The organism is Allobosea sp. BE125 (assembly GCF_031456075.1).
Lineage (GTDB): Bacteria > Pseudomonadota > Alphaproteobacteria > Rhizobiales > Beijerinckiaceae > Allobosea.
Genome location: NZ_JAVDTY010000016.1, coordinates 41,344 through 59,517, shown reverse-complemented (window position 1 = coordinate 59,517; position 18,174 = coordinate 41,344). Strand labels below are relative to the sequence as shown.

General features: G+C 65.9%; 17 protein-coding genes. 10 read left to right on the top strand and 7 right to left on the bottom strand.

What is annotated here, in order from left to right:
* Positions 1 to 92: 92 nt before the first annotated feature.
* The 3 genes from J2Y55_RS27480 (at position 93) to J2Y55_RS27470 (ending at position 1,835) form a co-directional block, all read left to right on the top strand.
* Positions 93 to 416: a hypothetical protein gene (locus tag J2Y55_RS27480; protein ID WP_310159745.1), complete on the top strand. Its 324-nt coding sequence runs from the start codon at positions 93 to 95 to the stop codon at positions 414 to 416.
* A gap of 82 nt (positions 417 to 498) precedes the next feature.
* The gene (gene msrA / locus J2Y55_RS27475) at positions 499 to 1,155 is read left to right on the top strand and encodes a peptide-methionine (S)-S-oxide reductase MsrA (protein ID WP_310159743.1); all 657 of its coding nucleotides are present in this window, start codon (positions 499 to 501) and stop codon (positions 1,153 to 1,155) included.
* A gap of 113 nt (positions 1,156 to 1,268) precedes the next feature.
* Positions 1,269 to 1,835, top strand: coding sequence for a TIGR00645 family protein (locus tag J2Y55_RS27470; RefSeq protein WP_310159741.1), 567 nt, complete (start codon positions 1,269 to 1,271; stop codon positions 1,833 to 1,835).
* A 60-nt stretch (positions 1,836 to 1,895) separates the two neighbouring features.
* On the opposite strand, the gene J2Y55_RS27465 is transcribed toward J2Y55_RS27470, so the two are convergent.
* A complete protein-coding gene (locus J2Y55_RS27465; RefSeq protein ID WP_310159739.1) occupies positions 1,896 to 2,405 on the bottom strand; it encodes a GNAT family N-acetyltransferase in 510 nt (169 codons plus the stop codon).
* 190 nt (positions 2,406 to 2,595) lie between these two features.
* Here J2Y55_RS27465 and J2Y55_RS27460 point away from each other — a divergent pair, with 190 nt between their 5' ends.
* From J2Y55_RS27460 to olsB, 3 genes are all read left to right on the top strand, one after another.
* The gene (locus J2Y55_RS27460; RefSeq protein WP_310159738.1) at positions 2,596 to 4,134 is read left to right on the top strand and encodes a YifB family Mg chelatase-like AAA ATPase; all 1,539 of its coding nucleotides are present in this window, start codon (positions 2,596 to 2,598) and stop codon (positions 4,132 to 4,134) included.
* A 206-nt stretch (positions 4,135 to 4,340) separates the two neighbouring features.
* Complete coding sequence (locus tag J2Y55_RS27455; protein WP_310159737.1) at positions 4,341 to 6,431, top strand: ATP-binding protein; 2,091 nt, start codon at positions 4,341 to 4,343, stop codon at positions 6,429 to 6,431.
* Between the two features lie 101 nt (positions 6,432 to 6,532).
* A complete protein-coding gene (gene olsB / locus J2Y55_RS27450; protein WP_310159736.1) occupies positions 6,533 to 7,459 on the top strand; it encodes a l-ornithine N(alpha)-acyltransferase in 927 nt (308 codons plus the stop codon).
* A gap of 80 nt (positions 7,460 to 7,539) precedes the next feature.
* On the opposite strand, the gene J2Y55_RS27445 is transcribed toward olsB, so the two are convergent.
* From J2Y55_RS27445 to J2Y55_RS27435, 3 genes are read right to left on the bottom strand one after another with little or no spacing between them, the layout of a single operon-like run.
* Positions 7,540 to 8,406, bottom strand: coding sequence for an SDR family oxidoreductase (locus J2Y55_RS27445; protein ID WP_310159735.1), 867 nt, complete (start codon positions 8,404 to 8,406; stop codon positions 7,540 to 7,542).
* Positions 8,403 to 9,641, bottom strand: coding sequence for a tRNA epoxyqueuosine(34) reductase QueG (queG, locus tag J2Y55_RS27440; RefSeq protein WP_404979051.1), 1,239 nt, complete (start codon positions 9,639 to 9,641; stop codon positions 8,403 to 8,405). The genes J2Y55_RS27445 and queG overlap by 4 nt, the downstream gene beginning before the upstream one ends.
* Positions 9,539 to 10,231 (bottom strand): glutathione S-transferase family protein, encoded by a 693-nt coding sequence (locus J2Y55_RS27435; protein WP_310159733.1) that lies wholly within the window; start codon positions 10,229 to 10,231, stop codon positions 9,539 to 9,541. The genes queG and J2Y55_RS27435 overlap by 103 nt, the downstream gene beginning before the upstream one ends.
* 243 nt (positions 10,232 to 10,474) lie before the next feature.
* On the opposite strand from J2Y55_RS27435, the gene J2Y55_RS27430 reads away from it, so the two are divergent.
* Positions 10,475 to 11,272, top strand: a complete 798-nt coding sequence (locus tag J2Y55_RS27430) for an undecaprenyl-diphosphate phosphatase (RefSeq protein ID WP_310159732.1) — start codon at positions 10,475 to 10,477, stop codon at positions 11,270 to 11,272.
* Positions 11,273 to 11,387: 115 nt separating this feature from the next.
* Here the strand turns inward: J2Y55_RS27430 and J2Y55_RS27425 are convergent, their stop codons facing one another.
* A complete protein-coding gene (locus J2Y55_RS27425) occupies positions 11,388 to 13,112 on the bottom strand; it encodes an MFS transporter (protein WP_310159730.1) in 1,725 nt (574 codons plus the stop codon).
* A 57-nt stretch (positions 13,113 to 13,169) separates the two neighbouring features.
* Entirely contained in the window at positions 13,170 to 14,060 is an 891-nt protein-coding gene (locus J2Y55_RS27420; RefSeq protein WP_310159729.1) for a protein-methionine-sulfoxide reductase heme-binding subunit MsrQ, read from the bottom strand.
* Between the two features lie 125 nt (positions 14,061 to 14,185).
* Here J2Y55_RS27420 and J2Y55_RS27415 point away from each other — a divergent pair, with 125 nt between their 5' ends.
* The 3 genes from J2Y55_RS27415 (at position 14,186) to J2Y55_RS27405 (ending at position 16,292) form a co-directional block, all read left to right on the top strand.
* Complete coding sequence (locus J2Y55_RS27415) at positions 14,186 to 14,830, top strand: HAD family hydrolase (RefSeq protein ID WP_310159727.1); 645 nt, start codon at positions 14,186 to 14,188, stop codon at positions 14,828 to 14,830.
* A 158-nt stretch (positions 14,831 to 14,988) separates the two neighbouring features.
* A complete protein-coding gene (locus J2Y55_RS27410; RefSeq protein WP_310159725.1) occupies positions 14,989 to 15,366 on the top strand; it encodes a hypothetical protein in 378 nt (125 codons plus the stop codon).
* 38 nt (positions 15,367 to 15,404) lie between these two features.
* Positions 15,405 to 16,292: a hypothetical protein gene (locus J2Y55_RS27405; protein WP_310159724.1), complete on the top strand. Its 888-nt coding sequence runs from the start codon at positions 15,405 to 15,407 to the stop codon at positions 16,290 to 16,292.
* A 42-nt stretch (positions 16,293 to 16,334) separates the two neighbouring features.
* Here J2Y55_RS27405 and lepA read toward each other — a convergent pair whose 3' ends face one another.
* Positions 16,335 to 18,140, bottom strand: coding sequence for a translation elongation factor 4 (lepA, locus tag J2Y55_RS27400; RefSeq protein WP_310159723.1), 1,806 nt, complete (start codon positions 18,138 to 18,140; stop codon positions 16,335 to 16,337).
* Between the last annotated feature and the right edge of the window lie 34 nt (positions 18,141 to 18,174).

Here is an 18,174-nt window from a genome sequence, read left to right as displayed (position 1 = left end):
TCCGGCTCGTTGCAAATGCGCGCCCGAATGGGCACATCGAGGCTGGGGCCGGCCCCGATCCCGGCATGCGGGCTCGGTTGCGCGAGGGAGCGATGGTGCGGTTTCTGCTGCGGCTGCTGGGCTATGTCCTGATCGCGGCCGGCTTCGTTTCGCTGGTCATCGACGGCGCACGCTCGATCGCCAATTCGGCGCTGCAGTTCACCCCACTCGGCGCCACACTCTCGGCCCTGCTTGGCGAGCGCTACCAATCGCTGCAGCCGGCGATCGAGCGCAATCTCCACCCGCTGCTCTGGGACCCTGTCCTGCTCAACCTGATGCGTTCGCCGACCGCGCTGGCAGCGCTCCTGCTGGGGTTCCTGCTGCTCAGGCTCGGCGCGCGGCCGGAACCGACGATCGGCATCGTCACGCGACGGTGAAGCCGTGGGCGCGGATTCACGCCTGTCGAAACCGCACCCGCATGCCTATCTTGGTGGCCGACAGCAAGATAGGGAGCCCAAGATGTTCTTCCAGCGCAAAAAGACCGTTCTGCCCCAGGCCGATGAGGCCCTGCCCGGCCGGCAGCAGGCGATCACGACCGCTGAGCGGCATTTTCTCAGCAAGCGCCCGCTGCAGGGCCCCTATCCCGAGGGGCTGGAGACCGCTGTTTTCGGCATCGGTTGCTTCTGGGGGGCGGAGCGCAAGTTCTGGCAGATCGAGGACGGCATCTGGGTCACGGCGGTGGGCTATACCGGCGGCCTGACCCCGAACCCAAGCTATGAGGAGGTCTGCTCGGGCATGACCGGGCATAACGAGGTCGTGCGCGTGGTCTACGACCCCAGCAAGCTGCCCTATGAGATGCTGCTCAAGACCTTCTGGGAGAATCACGACCCGACCCAGGGCATGCGCCAGGGCAACGATGTCGGCACGCAATATCGCTCCGGCATCTATGTCACCACGCCCGCGCAGAGCGAGGCCGCCGAACGCTCGAAGGCCGATTATCAGCAGGCGCTCAGCCAGCGTGGCTATGGCCCTATCACCACCGAGATCCTCGACGCGCCGGAATTCTACTTCGCCGAGGACTACCACCAGCAATATCTCGCCAAGAACCCGGCCGGTTATTGCGGATTGGGTGGCACCGGCGTCGCCTGCCAGATCGGCCTCAGTGTCGAAGCCTGACGAAAACGCTGCTCCGGCAGCCGCCTGACGCAACCGGAACGAGGCCCCGCAGGCTTGCCTGCGGGGCCTCTTCACGTCATGGCAGGAGGAGAGAGGACATCAGAGGGCACAGGATGGCACAGCATCAGACCGAAGCGGAGACCGCGCCCGATTTCACGCCATCAGTCCCTGAGCGCGTCCTGGAGACCTTCCTCTCGGCCAGCCGCTGGCTGCTGGCGCCGTTTTATGTACTGCTCGTCGTCGCGCTTGGCGGCCTGCTGGTGAAGGCGCTGCAGGAGGCCTGGCACTTCATCAGCCATGTCTTCTCCGCGACCGAATCCGACGTGATCCTCGGTGTGCTCTCGCTGGTCGACCTGACCTTCACGGGCTCGCTGATCGTCATCGTGATCTTCTCCGGCTATGAGAACTTCGTCTCGAAGATCGACCCGAAGGCGCATCGCGACTGGCCGGAATGGATGTCGCAGATCGACTTCTCCGGCCTCAAGCTGAAGCTGATCTCCTCGATCGTCGCGATCTCGGCGATCCAGGTGCTGAAGGCCTTCATGAATGTGAAGGCCTCCTCCGACCGCGACCTGATGTGGCTCGTCGCGATCCATGTCGTCTTCGTGGTGTCGGGGCTGGTGATGGCCTGGACCGACAGGATCTCCGGCGAGGGGCATGGCGGCAAAGGCGGGCATTAGAGCCGGATCAATGCGAAAAACCGGTGCCCACTTTTTCAGGCAAGCCTGCCGCCCGCCCGCTCAAGGCCGGATACGCTCGAACATGGTGACTTCAGCGCTTTTGTAGGACGCCTGCCCGAAAGGCGCATAGCCCAGCTTTCCGGCCAGCCGGACTGAGGCCGTATTGTTGGGATTGATGATGCAGACGGTGCGGGTCTGCGGTCGATTGGCGTCGAACCAGGCATGGGCTGCGCCCACGGCCTCCGCCGCGATGCCACGGCCATGCGCCGCTGTCGCGGTGATCCAGGCGGCTTCCGGATAGGGATCGAACATCTCGCCGAGGCCGCGATGGAAGTCCGCGAGCCCGGTCTGGCCAAGCAAGCGGCCGCTCTCCTTCTCGATGATGACAAAAAGCCCATAACCCAGCAGCGACCAGTGCCCGGCATAGCGCAGCAGACGGTGCCAACTCTCCTCCCGCGACAGCGGCCCGCCGATAAAGCTCATGACCGCGGGGTCGGAGAGCAGCGCATAGCAAGCCTCGAAATCGTCCAGGACGGGCGGGCGGAGCAGCAGGCGTTCGGTCTCGATCATGATGCACTTGAACCACTTTCAATGCGCCCCGCCAATGGCGCGGATACGCGCTCCTGGTTGCGCGCCCGACGCATCGGCGCGACAGCCCGCATTCCGCCACGGCATGAATCGGCGAGCATAAGTTCCTGATATGTTCTTGCGTGAGACTTGAAGCTCGATTAGCCTCACGCAAGGGCAAGGGGCAGCGCAGATGGTGACGCGGGTCACGACGGTAGCATTCGAGGGCATCGAGGCGCGCGCCGTCGATGTGCAGGTGCAGGTGACGCCAGGCGGCGTCGCCTTCATCCTGGTCGGCCTGCCCGACAAGGCCGTGGCCGAGAGCCGCGAGCGGGTGCGCGCCGCGCTGATCGCCTCGGGGCTGGCGCTGCCGGCCAAGCGCATCACCGTCAATCTCGCGCCGGCCGACCTGCCAAAGGAGGGCAGCCATTACGACCTGCCGATCGCGCTCGGCGTGATGGCGGCGATCGGCGCGATCCCGGCAGATGCGCTGGCGGGCTACACGGTCCTGGGTGAGCTCGCGCTCGATGGCTCGATCACGGCGGTAGCCGGCGTGCTGCCGGCCGCAATCGCCGCCTATGGCAGGGGCCAGGGGCTGATCTGCCCGGCGGCGTCCGGCCCCGAAGCGGCCTGGGCCGCCGCCGATATCGACATCCTCAGCCCGCGCTCGCTGATCCAGCTCGCCAATCATTTCAAGGGCACGCAGGTGATGGCGCGGCCCGAGCCCGCCGTGGCGCGGCAATCGGGCTCCCTGCCCGACCTCGCCGACATCAAGGGCCAGGAGAGCGCCAAGCGGGTTCTCGAAATCGCGGCGGCCGGAGGTCATAATCTCCTGATGAACGGACCGCCCGGCGCCGGCAAATCGATGCTGGCTAGCCGGTTGCCCTCGATCCTGCCGCCGCTGAACCCGCGCGAATTGCTGGAAGTCTCGATGGTGCTCTCGGTCGCAGGCCATCTCGCCGACGGCGCCCTGACCGACCGGCGGCCCTTCCGCGCGCCGCATCACTCGGCCTCGATGGCAGCGCTCGTCGGCGGCGGATTGCAGGCCAAGCCCGGCGAGGTCTCGCTCGCCCATCACGGCGTGCTCTTCCTCGACGAATTGCCGGAGTTCCAGGCGCAGGCGCTCGACGCATTGCGTCAGCCGATGGAGACCGGCGACGTGCTGATCTCGCGGGCCAATCATCGCGCCGTCTACCCGGCCCGCTTCCAGCTCGTCGCAGCGATGAATCCATGCCGCTGCGGCAAGGCGACGGAGCCGGGCTTCGCCTGTCGCCGCCAACAGAACGAGCGCTGCATGGCGCAGTATCAGAGCCGCATCTCCGGGCCGATGCTCGACCGTATCGACATCACCATCGACGTGCCGGCGGTCACGGCGTCCGACCTGATCCTGCCGAGCCCGAGCGAGGGCTCGGCCGAGGTCGCGGCCCGCGTCGCCGCGGCAAGGCGGCTCCAGACGGCGCGGTTCGAGGCGCTCGGTCTCGGCGGCATCTCGACCAACGCCGCCTGCCCGGCGACGGTGCTGGACGAGATCGCGCGGCCCGACAATGCCGGCCTCAAGCTGCTCAGGGACGCCGCCGACGCGATGCGCCTGACGGCGCGGGCCTATCACCGTGTCCTCAAGGTCGCGCGCACGCTGGCCGATCTCGACAGCGAACCCAAGGTCGGGCGTATCCATCTGGCGGAGGCCCTGTCCTACCGCTCGCGCATCGACCAGGTTGCGCAGGCGGCGTGAGCCTTGGCCTTCTCGTAGGCCTTGGCCTTCTCGCGAGCTTTGGCCTTCTCGTAAACCTTGGCCTGCTACGGACAGCGCTCACTTGCGAGGCTGCGGGTTGTGCGGTCTCCGGAACACCCGCAGGGTGAACGTTTCATGCGGTTCAATCGCTAAACTTCGACGGTCCAACCAACTCTTTCTCAATAGGGCGATGATACACAGGGAACATGGTTTTCCTGTCATCAGCGCTGGCATTCTGGATGGCGGTCGCAACGGCGATCCTCGCAATCCTGTTCGCGCTCAAGCTGGCGCGGCAGCGCGACCGCGTCGTGCGCCAGGCCACCGAACTCGCCCATGACATCGAGACACTGAACGACCGGCTCTGGGCACTGGCCGATAGCGAGGAGCGCTATCGCAGCCTGATCGAGGCGCAGGGCGACCTGATCGTGCGCCGCGACGGCGAGCGGATCGTCTACGCCAATGCCGGCTATGCCTCCCTGCTCGGCTTGAGCGAGGCCGAGGTCATCGGCAGCCAGGCGCAGCCGCAGCGCATCGCCTGCCGGCCGGCGCTGGCGCTGGGCGACGGCGCCCGTGTCTTCGATGAGAGCCTGGCGACGCTCGAAGGCGAGCGCTGGATCTCCTGGGTCGAGACCGTCGTGCCGGTCGCGCTCGGCAAGACCGTGCTGCAGCGCGTCGGCCGCGACATCACCGCCCGCATCGCCGGAGAGCAGGAACTGGTCGAGGCCCGCGCCCGGGCCGAGAGCGCCAGCGAGGCGAAATCGCGCTTCCTCGCCACCGTCAGCCACGAATTCCGCACGCCGCTCAACGGCATTCTCGGCATGGCCGATCTGCTCGGCGACACGCGCCTCGACCCTGAGCAGTCCACCTATGTCGGTGCGTTGCGGACCTCGGGCGAGGCGCTGCTCTCGCTCGTCGACGACATCCTCGACGTCGCCAAGGTCGAGGCCGGCAAGCTCGAATTATCCGTGGCGCCCTTCGATCTCGGCCCGCTGGTCGAGACCGTCGGCGAATTGATGGCGCCGCGCGCCCAGGCGAAAGGCCTCGACATCGCGACCTATCTCGCACCCGATCTGCCCAGCTGCCTGGTCGGCGACCGCGATCGGCTGCGCCAGATCCTGCTCAACCTCGTCGGCAACGCAATCAAGTTCACCGAATGCGGCGGCGTCGGCATCCGCCTCGAGCGCGCCGGGGAGATGATCGAGATCACCGTCTCCGACACCGGGCCGGGTATTCCGGAAGACCGGCTGCAGGCGATTTTCGACGAGTTCGAGCAGGCGGACAACACCTCCACGCGCAGCCATGAAGGCACGGGGCTGGGTCTTGCGATCGTGCGCCGTCTGGTCGCTTTGATGGGCGGCGAGGTCGGCGTCGAGAGCCGGCCTGGCCAAGGCGCGCTCTTCCGCGTCCGCCTGCCGCTCGGGATAGCCGAGGCCGGCACGATCATGGCCCCGCCGGACTGGCAAGGACGGCGCGTGCTCGTCGTTTCGGCCGCCCCCTTCGCCGGGCGCTTCCTGGCGGACACGATCGCGACCACGGGCGCCACGGCCATGCTGGCAACCGGGCCAGACGGAGCGCTCGCCCTGCTGCGGCAAGACCTGGCTTACGACGCCATTCTTATCGATCAGTCGATCGGTCCGGACGCAGCGCGCGCATTGGCGGAAGCAGCGCGCGAGGCCGGGCCGGGCGAACGGCTGATCATGCTCTCCCCGACCGAGCGGCGGCAATTCGGCGTGCCGCGCGAGCAGGGGTTCACCGGTTTCCTGATGAAGCCTGTGCGGGCGCGCTCGCTCTATGAACGCCTCTCGCCGCGGCCGGAAGCCACCCTGCCCCTGCCCGATTCGCGTCAGGACGCGCCTGCTCCCATGCTCCCGGCCGCGCCGCGGCTTACCGTGCTCGTCGCCGAGGACAACGAGATCAACGCCTTGCTGGCGACACGGACGCTGGAGCGGCTCGGCTGCGCCGCGATCTGGGCCCGCAACGGGCGCGAGGCCGTCGGCCATGTCGCGGCCAGCCTGAAGGGCGAGGCGGCAGCGCTCGACCTCGTCCTGCTGGATATCCGTATGCCGGAGCTCGACGGGCTCTCGGCCGCGCGCATCATCCGCACCATGGAGGCGGAGGCAAAAACCGATGCAAGACTGCCGCTGATCGCCGTCTCCGCCAATGTCTCCGCCGCAGATCGCAGCGCAGCGCTAGCCGCCGGGATGGATGATTGCCTGGCTAAGCCTCTTGACCGCGCCGCACTCAAACGCTGGCTCGACCATGTCGAAGGCCGCCCGATGTTGACTTTGAGCGCTTGAGACGGCGTCATAACGCTGACGCAGTTCTGTCGCGATCCTGTTAAATCGCCAGCGCTAGCGTTCCCATCGCCAGCATCGGCGGCGCAGGGGCAAGACAAGCCATGGCATTTGAGGTCTTTCGCGGCCACGTTCAGCCGGCAAATCAATTGCCGGCCGGACATCCGTTCCTGGCCCGGCTGCGCAAGCTCAGCGGCCGCCCCGGCGAGTTCGACCCGCTTTCAGGCACGCTCGGCCGCTCCGGCTCGCTCGAGGTCAGGCTGGCGCGAGGCCCGCGCGAGATCTGGCTGGCACAACGGCTGCGCTACCGCGTGTTCTATCAGGAAATGTCGGCCAAGCCCGATGTCGTATCACGGATGTTCCGCCGCGACGCCGACCGTTTCGATGGAGCTTGCGACCATCTCCTGGTCATCGACCATGCCGCGCGCGGGCGCTTCGGTGGCACCAAGCCCAAGGTCGTCGGTACCTATCGCTTGATGCGGCAAGGCACGGCGACGCGCTTCGGCGGCTTCTACACGCAAGGGGAGTTCGACCTGCAGCCGCTGCTTGCGCGCCACCCATCCGCGCGCTTCCTCGAACTCGGCCGCTCCTGTGTGCTCAAGCCCTATCGCACCAAGAAGACGGTCGAACTGCTCTGGCACGGCATCTGGGCCTATGTCCGCCACCACCGGATCGATGCGATGTTCGGTTGCGCCAGCTTCGACAGCACCGATCCCGACGCATTGGCGCTGCCGCTGAGCTTCTTGCACCACCATGCCCGCTCCGAAGGCGAATGGGGCGCCGCTGCCCGGCCCGACCGCAGCGTGGCGATGAACCGGCTCCCGCTAGAGGTACTCGACGCCAAGCAGGCGCTGAAACAGATGCCGCCACTGATCAAGGCCTATCTCCGGCTGGGCGCCCGTTTCGGCACGGGCGCGGTGGTCGACCGGCAATTCGGCACCACCGACGTGCTGGTGATCCTGCCCGTGGCCGCGATCGACCAGCGCTATCTCGATTATTACGGCGACGAGGGCCAGCGCTACGCGGCTTGAGGGCTTCAGGATCGCGAATTAACCGCTGCGTCATTCCGGGCCGGCCACGGGCCCTGGAATGACGGCGGAGGTTTGCGGGGTTATTCCCCTGCCTCCGCCAGCGCCCGCAGGGCCTCGCGATAGGTGGGATAGCGCAGCGCGTAGCCGAGCTCCCGCTTCATCAATGCGTTCGAGACGCGCTTGTTCTCGCCATAGAAGCTCGCCGCCATGGGCGTCAGCCGCGCCGGATCGAACGGGGTCTCGGGCGGCGGCTCGATGCCGATCAGCTCGGCGGCGAAGCTCACCACAACCTGCGGCGGGGCGGGCTCGTCATCGGTGACGTTGTAGACTGCCCCGTTGCGCGGTTTTTCGAGCGAGGCCAGCAGCACGCCGGCGATATCCTGCACATGGATGCGGTTGAAGACCTGGCCGGGCTTGACCAGGCGCCGCGCCGTGCCCGCGCGCAGATTGACGATGCCGTTGCGGCCGGGGCCGTAAATGCCGGCGAGGCGGAAAATCTGCACGGGCTTTCCGGTCTTCTCCCCGAAGGCGAGCCAGGCCTCGTCGATCGTCAGCCGCAGCGTCGAGCGCGCATTGGTCGGCCGGCATTCGGCTGCTTCGTCGATCCAGGCGCCGTCATGATTGCCGTAGACGCCGATGGTCGAGAGATAGCCGATCCAGCGCAGATCGGGCGCGGCCGCAAGCTGGCTGGAGAGGCAGGCGAGCGCCGGATCGCCATCCTCGCCGGGCTGCGCCGAGACCAGCACGGCATCGGCCTCCACCACGGCTTTGGCCAGCCGCGACGACACTGCGAAACCGTCGAAGACCAGGGTCGGAATGCCGGCGCGGCTGAGCGCTCCCGCCTTGTCGGCCGAGCGCACCGTGCCGGTGACCTCGAAGCCTTTGGCCAGAGCAGCGCGCGCGAAAAAACCGGCGGTATAGCCGAGGCCGATGATGACGAGCTTCATGCGATGCATTCCGGCTGGGATGGGAGGGCGAGCCATTCCTTGCGGACATCCGCATCGGCTTCGCCTGCGAGGGCCTGAGCGGCGAGGTGGCCGGCCCGCACTGGCGCGAGCCTGATCAGCGCCCAGGCGGCCATGGCGCGCACCAAAGGCGAGGCATCCGCGACCAGGGCCTCGGCGCTGGCGGCAAGCTCGGGCCGGTTGCTGTTGCCGATCGCGATCAGAACGTTGCGGATGAAGCGGTCGCGGCCGGTGCGCTTCACAGGCGTGCCGGCGAAGAGCGCGCGGAAGGCGGCATCGTCCAACGCCGCGAGATCGGCCAAGGACGGCGCGTCGAGGCCATCCTTGAGCGCGAGCCGGGTTTCCTGCGCGGCGGCGGCGAATTTGTTCCAGGGGCAGACGGCCAGGCAATCATCGCAGCCGAAGACGCGGTTGCCGATGCCGGGGCGCAGCGCCGCATCGATATGGCCTTGATGCTCAATGGTGAGATAGGCGATGCAGCGGCGCGCATCGAGCTGATAAGGCGCGGGAAAGGCGTCGGTCGGGCAGATGTCGAGGCAGCGCCGGCAGGAGCCGCAATGGTCGCTCTCGGGCGCGTCCACCGGCAATTCGGCCGTGGTGTAGATCGCCCCGAGAAAGAGCCAGGAGCCGTGCTCGCGCGAGACCAGCACGGTGTGCTTGCCCTGCCAGCCGAGGCCGGCGGCCTCGGCAAGCGGCTTTTCCATCACAGGGGCGGTGTCGACGAAGACCTTGACGTCCGCCCCGCCCTTCGCCGCGAGCAGGCTGGCGACGCTTTTCAGCTTGCCCTTGATGACGTCGTGATAGTCGCGCCGCCGCGCATAGAGCGAGATTGCCGCCTTGTCGGGTTGGCCGAGGATGGCGAGCGGGTCGCTATCGGGCGCGTAGCTCATGCCGAGCATGACGACGCGACGCGCCTCGCTCCAGAGCTTTCGCGGTGCGGCGCGCTCAGCCACTCGCTCCGCCATCCAGCTCATCTCGCCATGATGGCCGGCATCGAGCCAGGCCTGGAGGCGCGCGGGAACCTGCGGGACGGCCTCCGTCGAGGCGATGCGGATGACGGCGAAGCCCTCGGCCCGGGCGCGCTCGACGACCGCACGCTTCAGGCGCTCGCCCTTCAAAAATCCAGATTGTCGTAATGCGCGCTCGGAGCCATGCCCGGAATCCGGTCGGCCAGCAGCGGCCGGAAGCTCGGGCGGGACTTGATCCTCGCATACCATGCGCGCGCGGCCTCATCCTCGTCCCAGGGCACGTCGCCGAGATAGTCGACGCAGGAGAGATGCGCCGCCGCGGCAAGATCGGCATAGCTCAGTTCGGCCCCGGCAAGCCAGTTCCGCTTGGCGGTGAGCCAGGCGATGTAGCGCAGATGATAGCGCACATTGGCGCGTGCCGCGCGGATCGCGCTCATCTCGGGCGGCCCGCCGCCCTCATCGCGGCTCATGAAACGCTTCATCACCTTTTCCAGCACGAGCGGGGCGGTGATCTCGGCATCGAACTTCAGATTGAACCAGTCGAGCAGCCGGCGCACCTCCACACGCCCGCCCGGCCCTTCCGGCAAGAGGCGGCGTTCGGCCAGCGCCAAACCGCGCGTCTCGTCGAGATATTCGGCAATGACGCCGGCGCCGGGAACGGCAAGCCCGTTCTCCTCGCGGAAGACCGGGGTGGTGCCGGCGGTGTTCAGTTCAAGGAATTCGCGCCGCCGCTCCCAGACGCGCTCCTCGACCAGGTCGGCTTCCATGCCGAACTCGCCGAGAACCAGCCGGATGAAGCGCGAATGCGGGCACAGCGGATAATGAAAAAGGGTCGCCATGGCACTCATGAAACAGCGAGATGCGGCCGAAGCAGGGCCAGCGGAAAGGCGGGACGCAGCCATGCGCCAGGCGCTTGCTATAGTCCCAGGCCACGAAGGTCACAACCCGGGGGCTGCGCAGTGCCTCGATTTGCGGCGGCCGCATTGGCGAATTGGTAACCGAATTGCAAAGAGCTTGGCCCATGGAAGGGTGCGGTTTACCAAGCGCCGCGGCGCGCGATTCGCTTCAAAGGACAGCCTCTCATGCAAAACCTGATCGAAGCGGTCGTGCTCGGCATCGTCGAGGGCCTGACCGAGTTCCTGCCGGTCTCGTCAACAGGCCACCTCCTGCTGCTCGGGCATTTCCTCGGCTTCGAATCCAACGGCAAGAGTTTCGAGGTGCTGGTCCAGCTCGGCGCGATCCTGGCGATCACGCTGGTCTATTTCCGGCGCCTGCTCGATATCGCGCTGCGCCTGGGCAGCGACCCCGCCGCCCGGCGCTTCGTCATCGGCGTGCTCATTGCCTTCCTGCCGGCAGCCCTGATCGGGGCCGTGCTGCACGGCTTCATCAAGAGCGTGCTGTTCAACCCGTTCCTGGTCTGCTGCGCGCTCATCGCAGGCGGGCTCGTGCTGCTGGTCGTCGACGAGCTCGAACTCGAGGTGAAGCACACCGACGCCACCACCTTCCCCCTGCCGATGTATCTCAAGATCGGCTTCATCCAGTGCCTGGCGATGATCCCCGGCGTCTCGCGCTCGGGCTCGACCATCGTCGGCGCGATGTTGCTGGGCGCCAGCAAGCGCGCGGCCGCCGAATTCTCCTTCTTCCTGGCCATGCCGACCATGGCGGGCGCCTTCGCCTACGACCTGCTCAAGAGCTACAAAACCCTGACCTTCGACGATTCCCTGCTGATCGTCATCGGCTTCGTGGCAGCCTTCTTCTCGGCCCTGATCGTGGTGCGCAGCTTACTCGACTACGTCTCCAAGCGCGGTTTCGCGATCTTCGCCTGGTGGCGGATCATCGTCGGGCTGTTCGGCCTGGCGGGCTTGTGGATCGTCGGCTGAGCCCGATCGCTCGCGAGAGCGTTTTCAAGCGAAGTGGACACCGGTTCGCGTGAAGAAAACGCGTTAAAACAAGGAACTAGAGCATTTCCGCGATTCGGAGAAACGCGGAAATGCTCTAAGAGCGCGGATCGCTCAGCGACTCCGTGATCATCTGAGCCTGCACCGCCGCCACGCGCGGCAGCGAGCCGGTCTGGCGCTCGATCATGCGGTGGACGACTGGCGGGTTCTCGCCCTTGTGCAAGGCGCGGACGCGATCGCCGATCTCGGCATCGGCCTGGGTGACGCGCTGGTTCTGGCGGATGTATTCGACCCAGGTCGGGCTGTCATAGCGCTCGACCCAGAGTTCCGCATTGGTCAGGTCGCGCAGCAAGGTCCAGTGGCGCGCACCGTCGCGGCGGCGAATGCGGCGGCGCTCGGCCATCGCGTTGAGGAAGACGACGACGTCCTCCTCGCGGATCAGGTATTCGATGGTGACGATGACCGGCCCGCTGCGCGGCTCGATATCGACTGCGACCTTGGGTTCGCGCCAGCGGCTCAGCGGATCGAGGTTGAGCGCCTCCAGCGGTGGCAGGGCGTAGCGCAGGCCGAGCGCCGCGCCGGCCAGGAGGATGACGGCCGCCATCAGCAACGCCTGCTCGGTGCCGTAATGCAGGACCGCCCGGCCCCAGGCCCAGCTGCCAATCGCCATGCCGCCGAAGGCGCCCATCTGATAGAGCGCCAATGACCGGCCGACGACCCAGCGCGGCGCCGAGAGCTGCACCGTGGCGTTGAAGGTCGAGAGCGTCAAAACCCAGCAGGCGCCGCCGACGCTGAGCGCCGGCATGGTCAGCCACAGGCTCGTGCTGACGGCGATCAGCGCAACGGAGACGGCAAAGGCGACGAAAGTCGCCCGCACCAGCGCCTCCGTGGTGAGCAACCGGCGCAGCCTTGCGCTCATGAAGGCGCCGCCGACCGCACCGACCCCGAAGGCCCCGAGCAGCACGCCGAAGATCAGCGGGCCGCCCTGGATGAGATCGCGCGCGATCAACGGCAACAGGGCGAGCGCGACGATGCCGCCGAAGCCGAAGGCGAAGGCGCGCAGGATGACGCTGCGGATGTTGGGCGACATCGCGACATAGCGCAGCCCCGCCCCCATTGCGATCCAGAGCGTCTCGCGCGGCAGCAGGCGCTCGACCTTGGGCGGCTGCCAACGCGCCAGCACCGTGATCAAAGCGATATAGCTCAGCGCATTGATGGCGAAGGCAGCGAAGGCTCCCGCCGCAGCGACGATGGCGCCGCCGATCGCGGGCCCGACGCTGCGGGCGATGTTGAAGGCGACGCTGTTCAGCGTCACCGCGGCGGGCACGTCCCGGCGCGGCACCATATCGCCGACCGAAGACTGCCAGGCCGGGTTGTTCAAGGCCGTGCCGCAGCCGATCAGGAAGGTGAAGGTCAGCAGCCACCACGGCGTGATCAGCCCGGACCAGGAGAAGACCGCGAGCGCGATCGAGACCACGAACATGAAGCCCTGCGCGGTCAACATGATCTTGCGGCGGTCGTAATTGTCGGAGATTGCCCCCGCGGCCAGCGAGAACAGCATCACCGGCAGCGTCGTCGAGGCCTGCACCAGCGCGACCATGTCGGGCGATGCCGCGATCGAGGTCATCATCCAGGAGGCGCCGACAGCCTGGATCAGCCCGCCGAAATTCGAGGCGAGGCTGGCGAACCAGACCTTGCGGAAGATCGGCTGCTGCAGCGGCACGAAGGGCGAGGTGCGCTGGGAGGACAGCTCGATGCCCTCCGAGGCGAGATCGGCGGCGGCGACATCTTCGACAGGCTGGGCGTGCGGATCGACAGGCATGCCACAGGGTTAGAGCCTGCGGCGCGGGCTGCCAACCATGAAAGCTCGGCTCCGCCTTCAAGCACCCGTCTGAGCCGGAACACCATCGCTGCGGCGCGCCCGGCGCGGCTTGGCCACTGGAGCCCGCCAGGCATGAACGGCCGCAACGGCAAGCCCGACCAGCGCCACCCAATGCCCCGGCCGCAGGAAGCCGAGATCCTGATAGACCACCACATCGGCATTGGCCTGGAAGACGTCCCAAGCCGAGACACCGCTCGTCAAGGCATACCAGGCCGTCTCGCAGAGCGCCGTGGCGAGCCCGGTCAGAAGCGCTGCCGCGATCAAGACCGGGGTGGTCATCGCGATCTTCAATCGATTCAGCCCGCGATAGAGCAAGAGCAGGGCGAAGAGCCCGTTCAGCAGCGCCGGCTGGGTGACGTCGATCTTCGACTGCAGGGCGAAATGCAGCAGCCCGAGGCCGGTGATCAGGTAGACGAGGTTGTGCAGGCGCTGCCAGTTCTTCGCCCCCATCCGGCGAATCATGCCGTCGGTCGAGGTGACGCCTAGCGCGGTCAGGCCCAGCAGCGCGGTGAAGCCGATCGTCAGATAGAAGCGCTTGACGATCTCGGAGACGATCAGGCCCCAGTCGAAGGCGAGGTCGATGCAATAGAGCGTCAGATGCCCTGCCGCGTAGGCCAGCACGGAGAGGCCGAGCATCCGGCGGATGCCGATCAGCTTGCCCCAGTCGAGAATCTTCCGGAGCGGCGAGACTGCGAGCGTGACCAGGAGCAATCGGATCGCCCAGGTGCCGGTATCGTGCACCGCCCGCGTCCAGGGTTTCGAGCCGAGCTGGCCGGTCCAGGCCTCATAGGCCAGGATCAAGGCCGGCACGAGCACCAGCGCGAAAGCAAGCGCACGCAAGGCCGAGAACCGCCCCTGCCGATCCAGCCATGGCAGCCATCCGTCCACGCCATTCTCCCGCTTGCCGTTCGCCCCTTGCAGATACGCGACTGCCCTTGCCTCTGTCTTGCACGTCTGCACACAAGGGCGTGAACGCTTCGCCCATTCCGCAATACCTGTCGATGGACCGAACCATGCCCGCCGAGAATCCGCCTGCCAAGAATCCGCCTGCCAAGAATCCCACCGTCGTCTTCGATGTCGGCAACGTCCTGCTCCGCTGGGATCCGCGGCTGCTCTATCGCGAGTTGATTCCCGATCCCGCCAAGCTCGACTGGTTCATGCAGAATGTCTGCACTGCCGCCTGGAACATCGAGCAGGATCGCGGCCGCTCCTGGGAAGAGGCCGTGGCGCTCCTGATCGCGGCCCATCCCGAATGGACGCGCGAGATCAAGGCCTTCGACGAACGCTGGCACGAGACCGTGCCCGGCGTGATCGAGGACAATGTCGCGTTGCTCGCCGAACTCAAGGCAAAGGGCGAAAAGGTCTACGCCATCACCAATTTCTCGCGCGAGAAATGGGCGGAATGCCTGATCCGCTTCCCCTTCCTGCAAAGCTTCGACGGCGCCATCGTCTCGGCGCATGAAGGCCTGATCAAGCCGGATATCGCGATCTACCGCACGCTGCTGGAACGCTATGCCCTGAGCGCGCCCGACTGCATCTTCATCGACGACAGCCGCAAGAATATCGAAGCGGCGCGTGCCGTCGGCATGAAGGCCGTGCACTTCGTCGAGCCGATGGACCTGCGCGCCGAGCTGCGGGGTTTGGGCGCCATACTCTAGATGCTCTTTGCCTCAACGCGTTTTCTTTACGCGAAAGTGCCCACTTCGCTCAAAAGGCTTCAGCAACGAAGTCGGTGAAGCCGAACTCGCCGCTTGACCGCGTGCGAGCTGCTCGCGATGTTAGATTTCCGTAACGGAACCGTCGGAATGAGGCCGTCATGCTGAGAAGCCGACTGTTCTCCGGCAATGCGCGGCTGAATGCATGCTCGACGAGCAACTCAAGCCATGTCACGGCAGGCCAGAAGGGCGAATTCGTCGCCCTGCTCCAATACGCGCTGCTCGTGCTGGAAAAGGCAGCAATCGCACAGGCCGAGATCGATGCCGAGGCCTACGGCAAAACAACCGCCGCGGCGGTGTTGAACTACAAGACGAAACGGCAGGTCATCAATCGCAGCTACCAGACAAAACCCGATGACATCGTCGGGATCATGACCATCACGGTGCTCGACGCCGAAATCTTCGCGTTGGAACGGGCCAATGGCATCGTGCCGTTCAGCCGCGCCAGCGCGGGCCGGCTGAAGCATTGGGCAGTTTGACGGTCACCTCTCTCGCCACACCCGCGGAAGATCCAGCCATGGTCGCTAGCAGTGTCGAGCTTTCCACGCTGAAGCACAACTTCACCACTAACCTTGCCAAACCAGCACTGGACTTCACGCCGAACTTCGCGGTGCTGCATCTCACGCAAGGCTGCAAACGGTCTGAACTTGCCGGGTTGGAGGCTGGGAGGAAAATCGAGGACATCATCACGGGCGCCGCCTGGAGTGGGGCAAGTAGTTTCAAGCTCAAGGCCGGCGCCAAGGCCGACGATTTCGAATACGGCTACTCGCAAACCGCGCTCTTCGGGACCTTTTTCGCGACCTATGCCGGTGAGAAGCCGGCGCTGGGTTCAATCAGCGTCGAGCTTGGCCTCGACGCCACCACCTTGCCAGACGGCAGCACGACCCATCGTCCCTGGAGCGCGCCCGATGCCTTGGCCCGGGAAAAACGCGCGGCGGATGGCACGATCACCTGTCCGCAGCAGGACCATCCCAACCTCGTCTTCCCACTGACGATGATCAACAAGAACCCCGACTTCAAGGGCAGCAACGCGATCAAGAACTACCTGCACTCGGTCAAATACGTGCTCTCGTTCCACGCGCTGCTTTGCGAGAGGAAGAAGACGGGGCACGACCTCGAACCGATCGCCGGCTTGCGCTGGGCGACGACCTGGAACTTCAGCCTCAAATACCGTCAGGGAAAACCAACGATCGTTCAGAATGCATCGAGCCGGTCCTTCGATACGATCGTGTCCGGACCAAGCCTCAATACGGACGAGGCGCTAGCGCTACCGAAGATTTCGGGCCCGCTCTTCAACCCGGAGGTCAATGCCCGCCTTAAGCAGGCGTTTCGCGACGACACATCGACGCTCAAGCGCTATGACAGCACTTGGTTCCTCAGCATCCCCAAGGACTTCTTCACTTGAGGGCAGATTGTCCCAGAGGCCGCATACGGTTGCCGTAGCGCCTCAGCTGTCCATCTTCAGCGCGGCGATGAAGGCTTCCTGCGGGATTTCGACCTTGCCGAATTGCCGCATCTTCTTCTTGCCTTCCTTCTGCTTCTCCAGAAGCTTGCGCTTGCGGGTGGCGTCGCCGCCATAGCATTTGGCGGTGACGTCCTTGCGCAGGGCGCGGATGGTCTCGCGGGCGATGATCTTGCCGCCGATCGCCGCCTGCACCGGGATCTGGAACATGTGCGGCGGGATCAGCTCCTTGAGCTTCTCGCACATGGCGCGGCCGCGCGCGTCGGCGCGCGAGCGATGCACCAGCATCGAGAGCGCATCGACCGGCTCGGCATTGACCAGGATCGACATGCGCACGAGGTCGCCCTCGCGATAGTCGGTGATGGCGTAGTCGAAGGAGGCGTAGCCCTTCGAGATCGACTTCAGCCGGTCGTAGAAATCGAACACGACCTCGTTCAGCGGCAGATCGTAGACCACCTTGGCGCGCGAGCCGACATAGCTGAGATCGGTCTGGACGCCGCGACGGTCCTGGCAGAGCTTCAAGACCGAGCCGAGATATTCGTCCGGCGTGAAGATCGTCGCCTTGATCCAGGGTTCCTCGATCGTCTCGATCTTCATCACATCGGGCATATCGGCCGGATTGTGCAGTTCCAGCACCGAGCCGTCGCGCAGATTGAGATGGTAGACCACAGACGGCGCGGTCGAGATCAGGTTGAGGTTGAACTCGCGCTCCAGCCGCTCCTGGATGATTTCCAGATGCAACAACCCCAGGAAGCCGCAGCGGAAGCCGAAGCCGAGCGCCGCCGAGGTCTCCATCTCATAGGAGAAGCTGGCATCGTTCAGGCGCAGCCGGCTCATGGCAGCGCGCAGCACCTCGAAATCGGCCGCATCGACGGGGAAGATGCCGCAGAACACCACCGGCTGCACCGGCTTGAAGCCGGGCAACGGGTTCGGCGTCTGGCGCTTGTCGTCGGTGATGGTGTCGCCGACCGCGGTGTCGGCGACCTCCTTGATCGAGGCGGTGAAGAAGCCGACCTCGCCGGGGCCGAGTTCCTTGACCTCCTGCATCTTGGGCTTGAACACGCCGACGCGGTCGACGCCATAGGCGGCATTGGCCCGGATCATGCGGATCGTCATGTTCTTCTTCAGCACGCCGTCGATGACGCGCACCAGCACGACGACGCCGAGATAGGCGTCGTACCATGAATCGACCAGCAGGCATTTCAGCGGCGCATCGATGTCACCCTTGGGCGCCGGCAGCCTGGTGACGATCGCCTCCAGAACACCCTCGATATTGATGCCGGTCTTGGCCGAGATCGGCACGGCCTCGGAGGCGTCGAGCCCGATCACGTCCTCGATCTGCTGCTTGATGCGCTCGGGCTCGGCGGCAGGCAGGTCGATCTTGTTCAAGACCGTGACGATCTCATGGCCCGCATCGAGCGCCTGATAGACATTGGCGAGCGTCTGCGCCTCGACGCCCTGCGAGGCGTCGACGACCAGGAGCGAACCTTCGCAGGCCGCCAGCGAGCGCGAGACCTCATAGGCGAAGTCGACATGGCCGGGCGTGTCCATCAGGTTCAGGATGTAATCCTTGCCATCCTGGGCGCGGTAGTCGAGCCGCACCGTCTGGGCCTTGATGGTGATGCCGCGCTCTTTCTCGATATCCATCGAGTCGAGCATCTGCTCGCTCATGTCGCGCGCCGCCACCGTGCCGGTGGTCTGGATCAGCCGGTCGGCCAGCGTCGATTTGCCGTGGTCGATATGCGCCACGATCGAGAAATTGCGGATGTTGTCGAAACTGCGGGTGCTCATGGGCGCGCAATAGCAGCGATGCCGCATTGCGCCA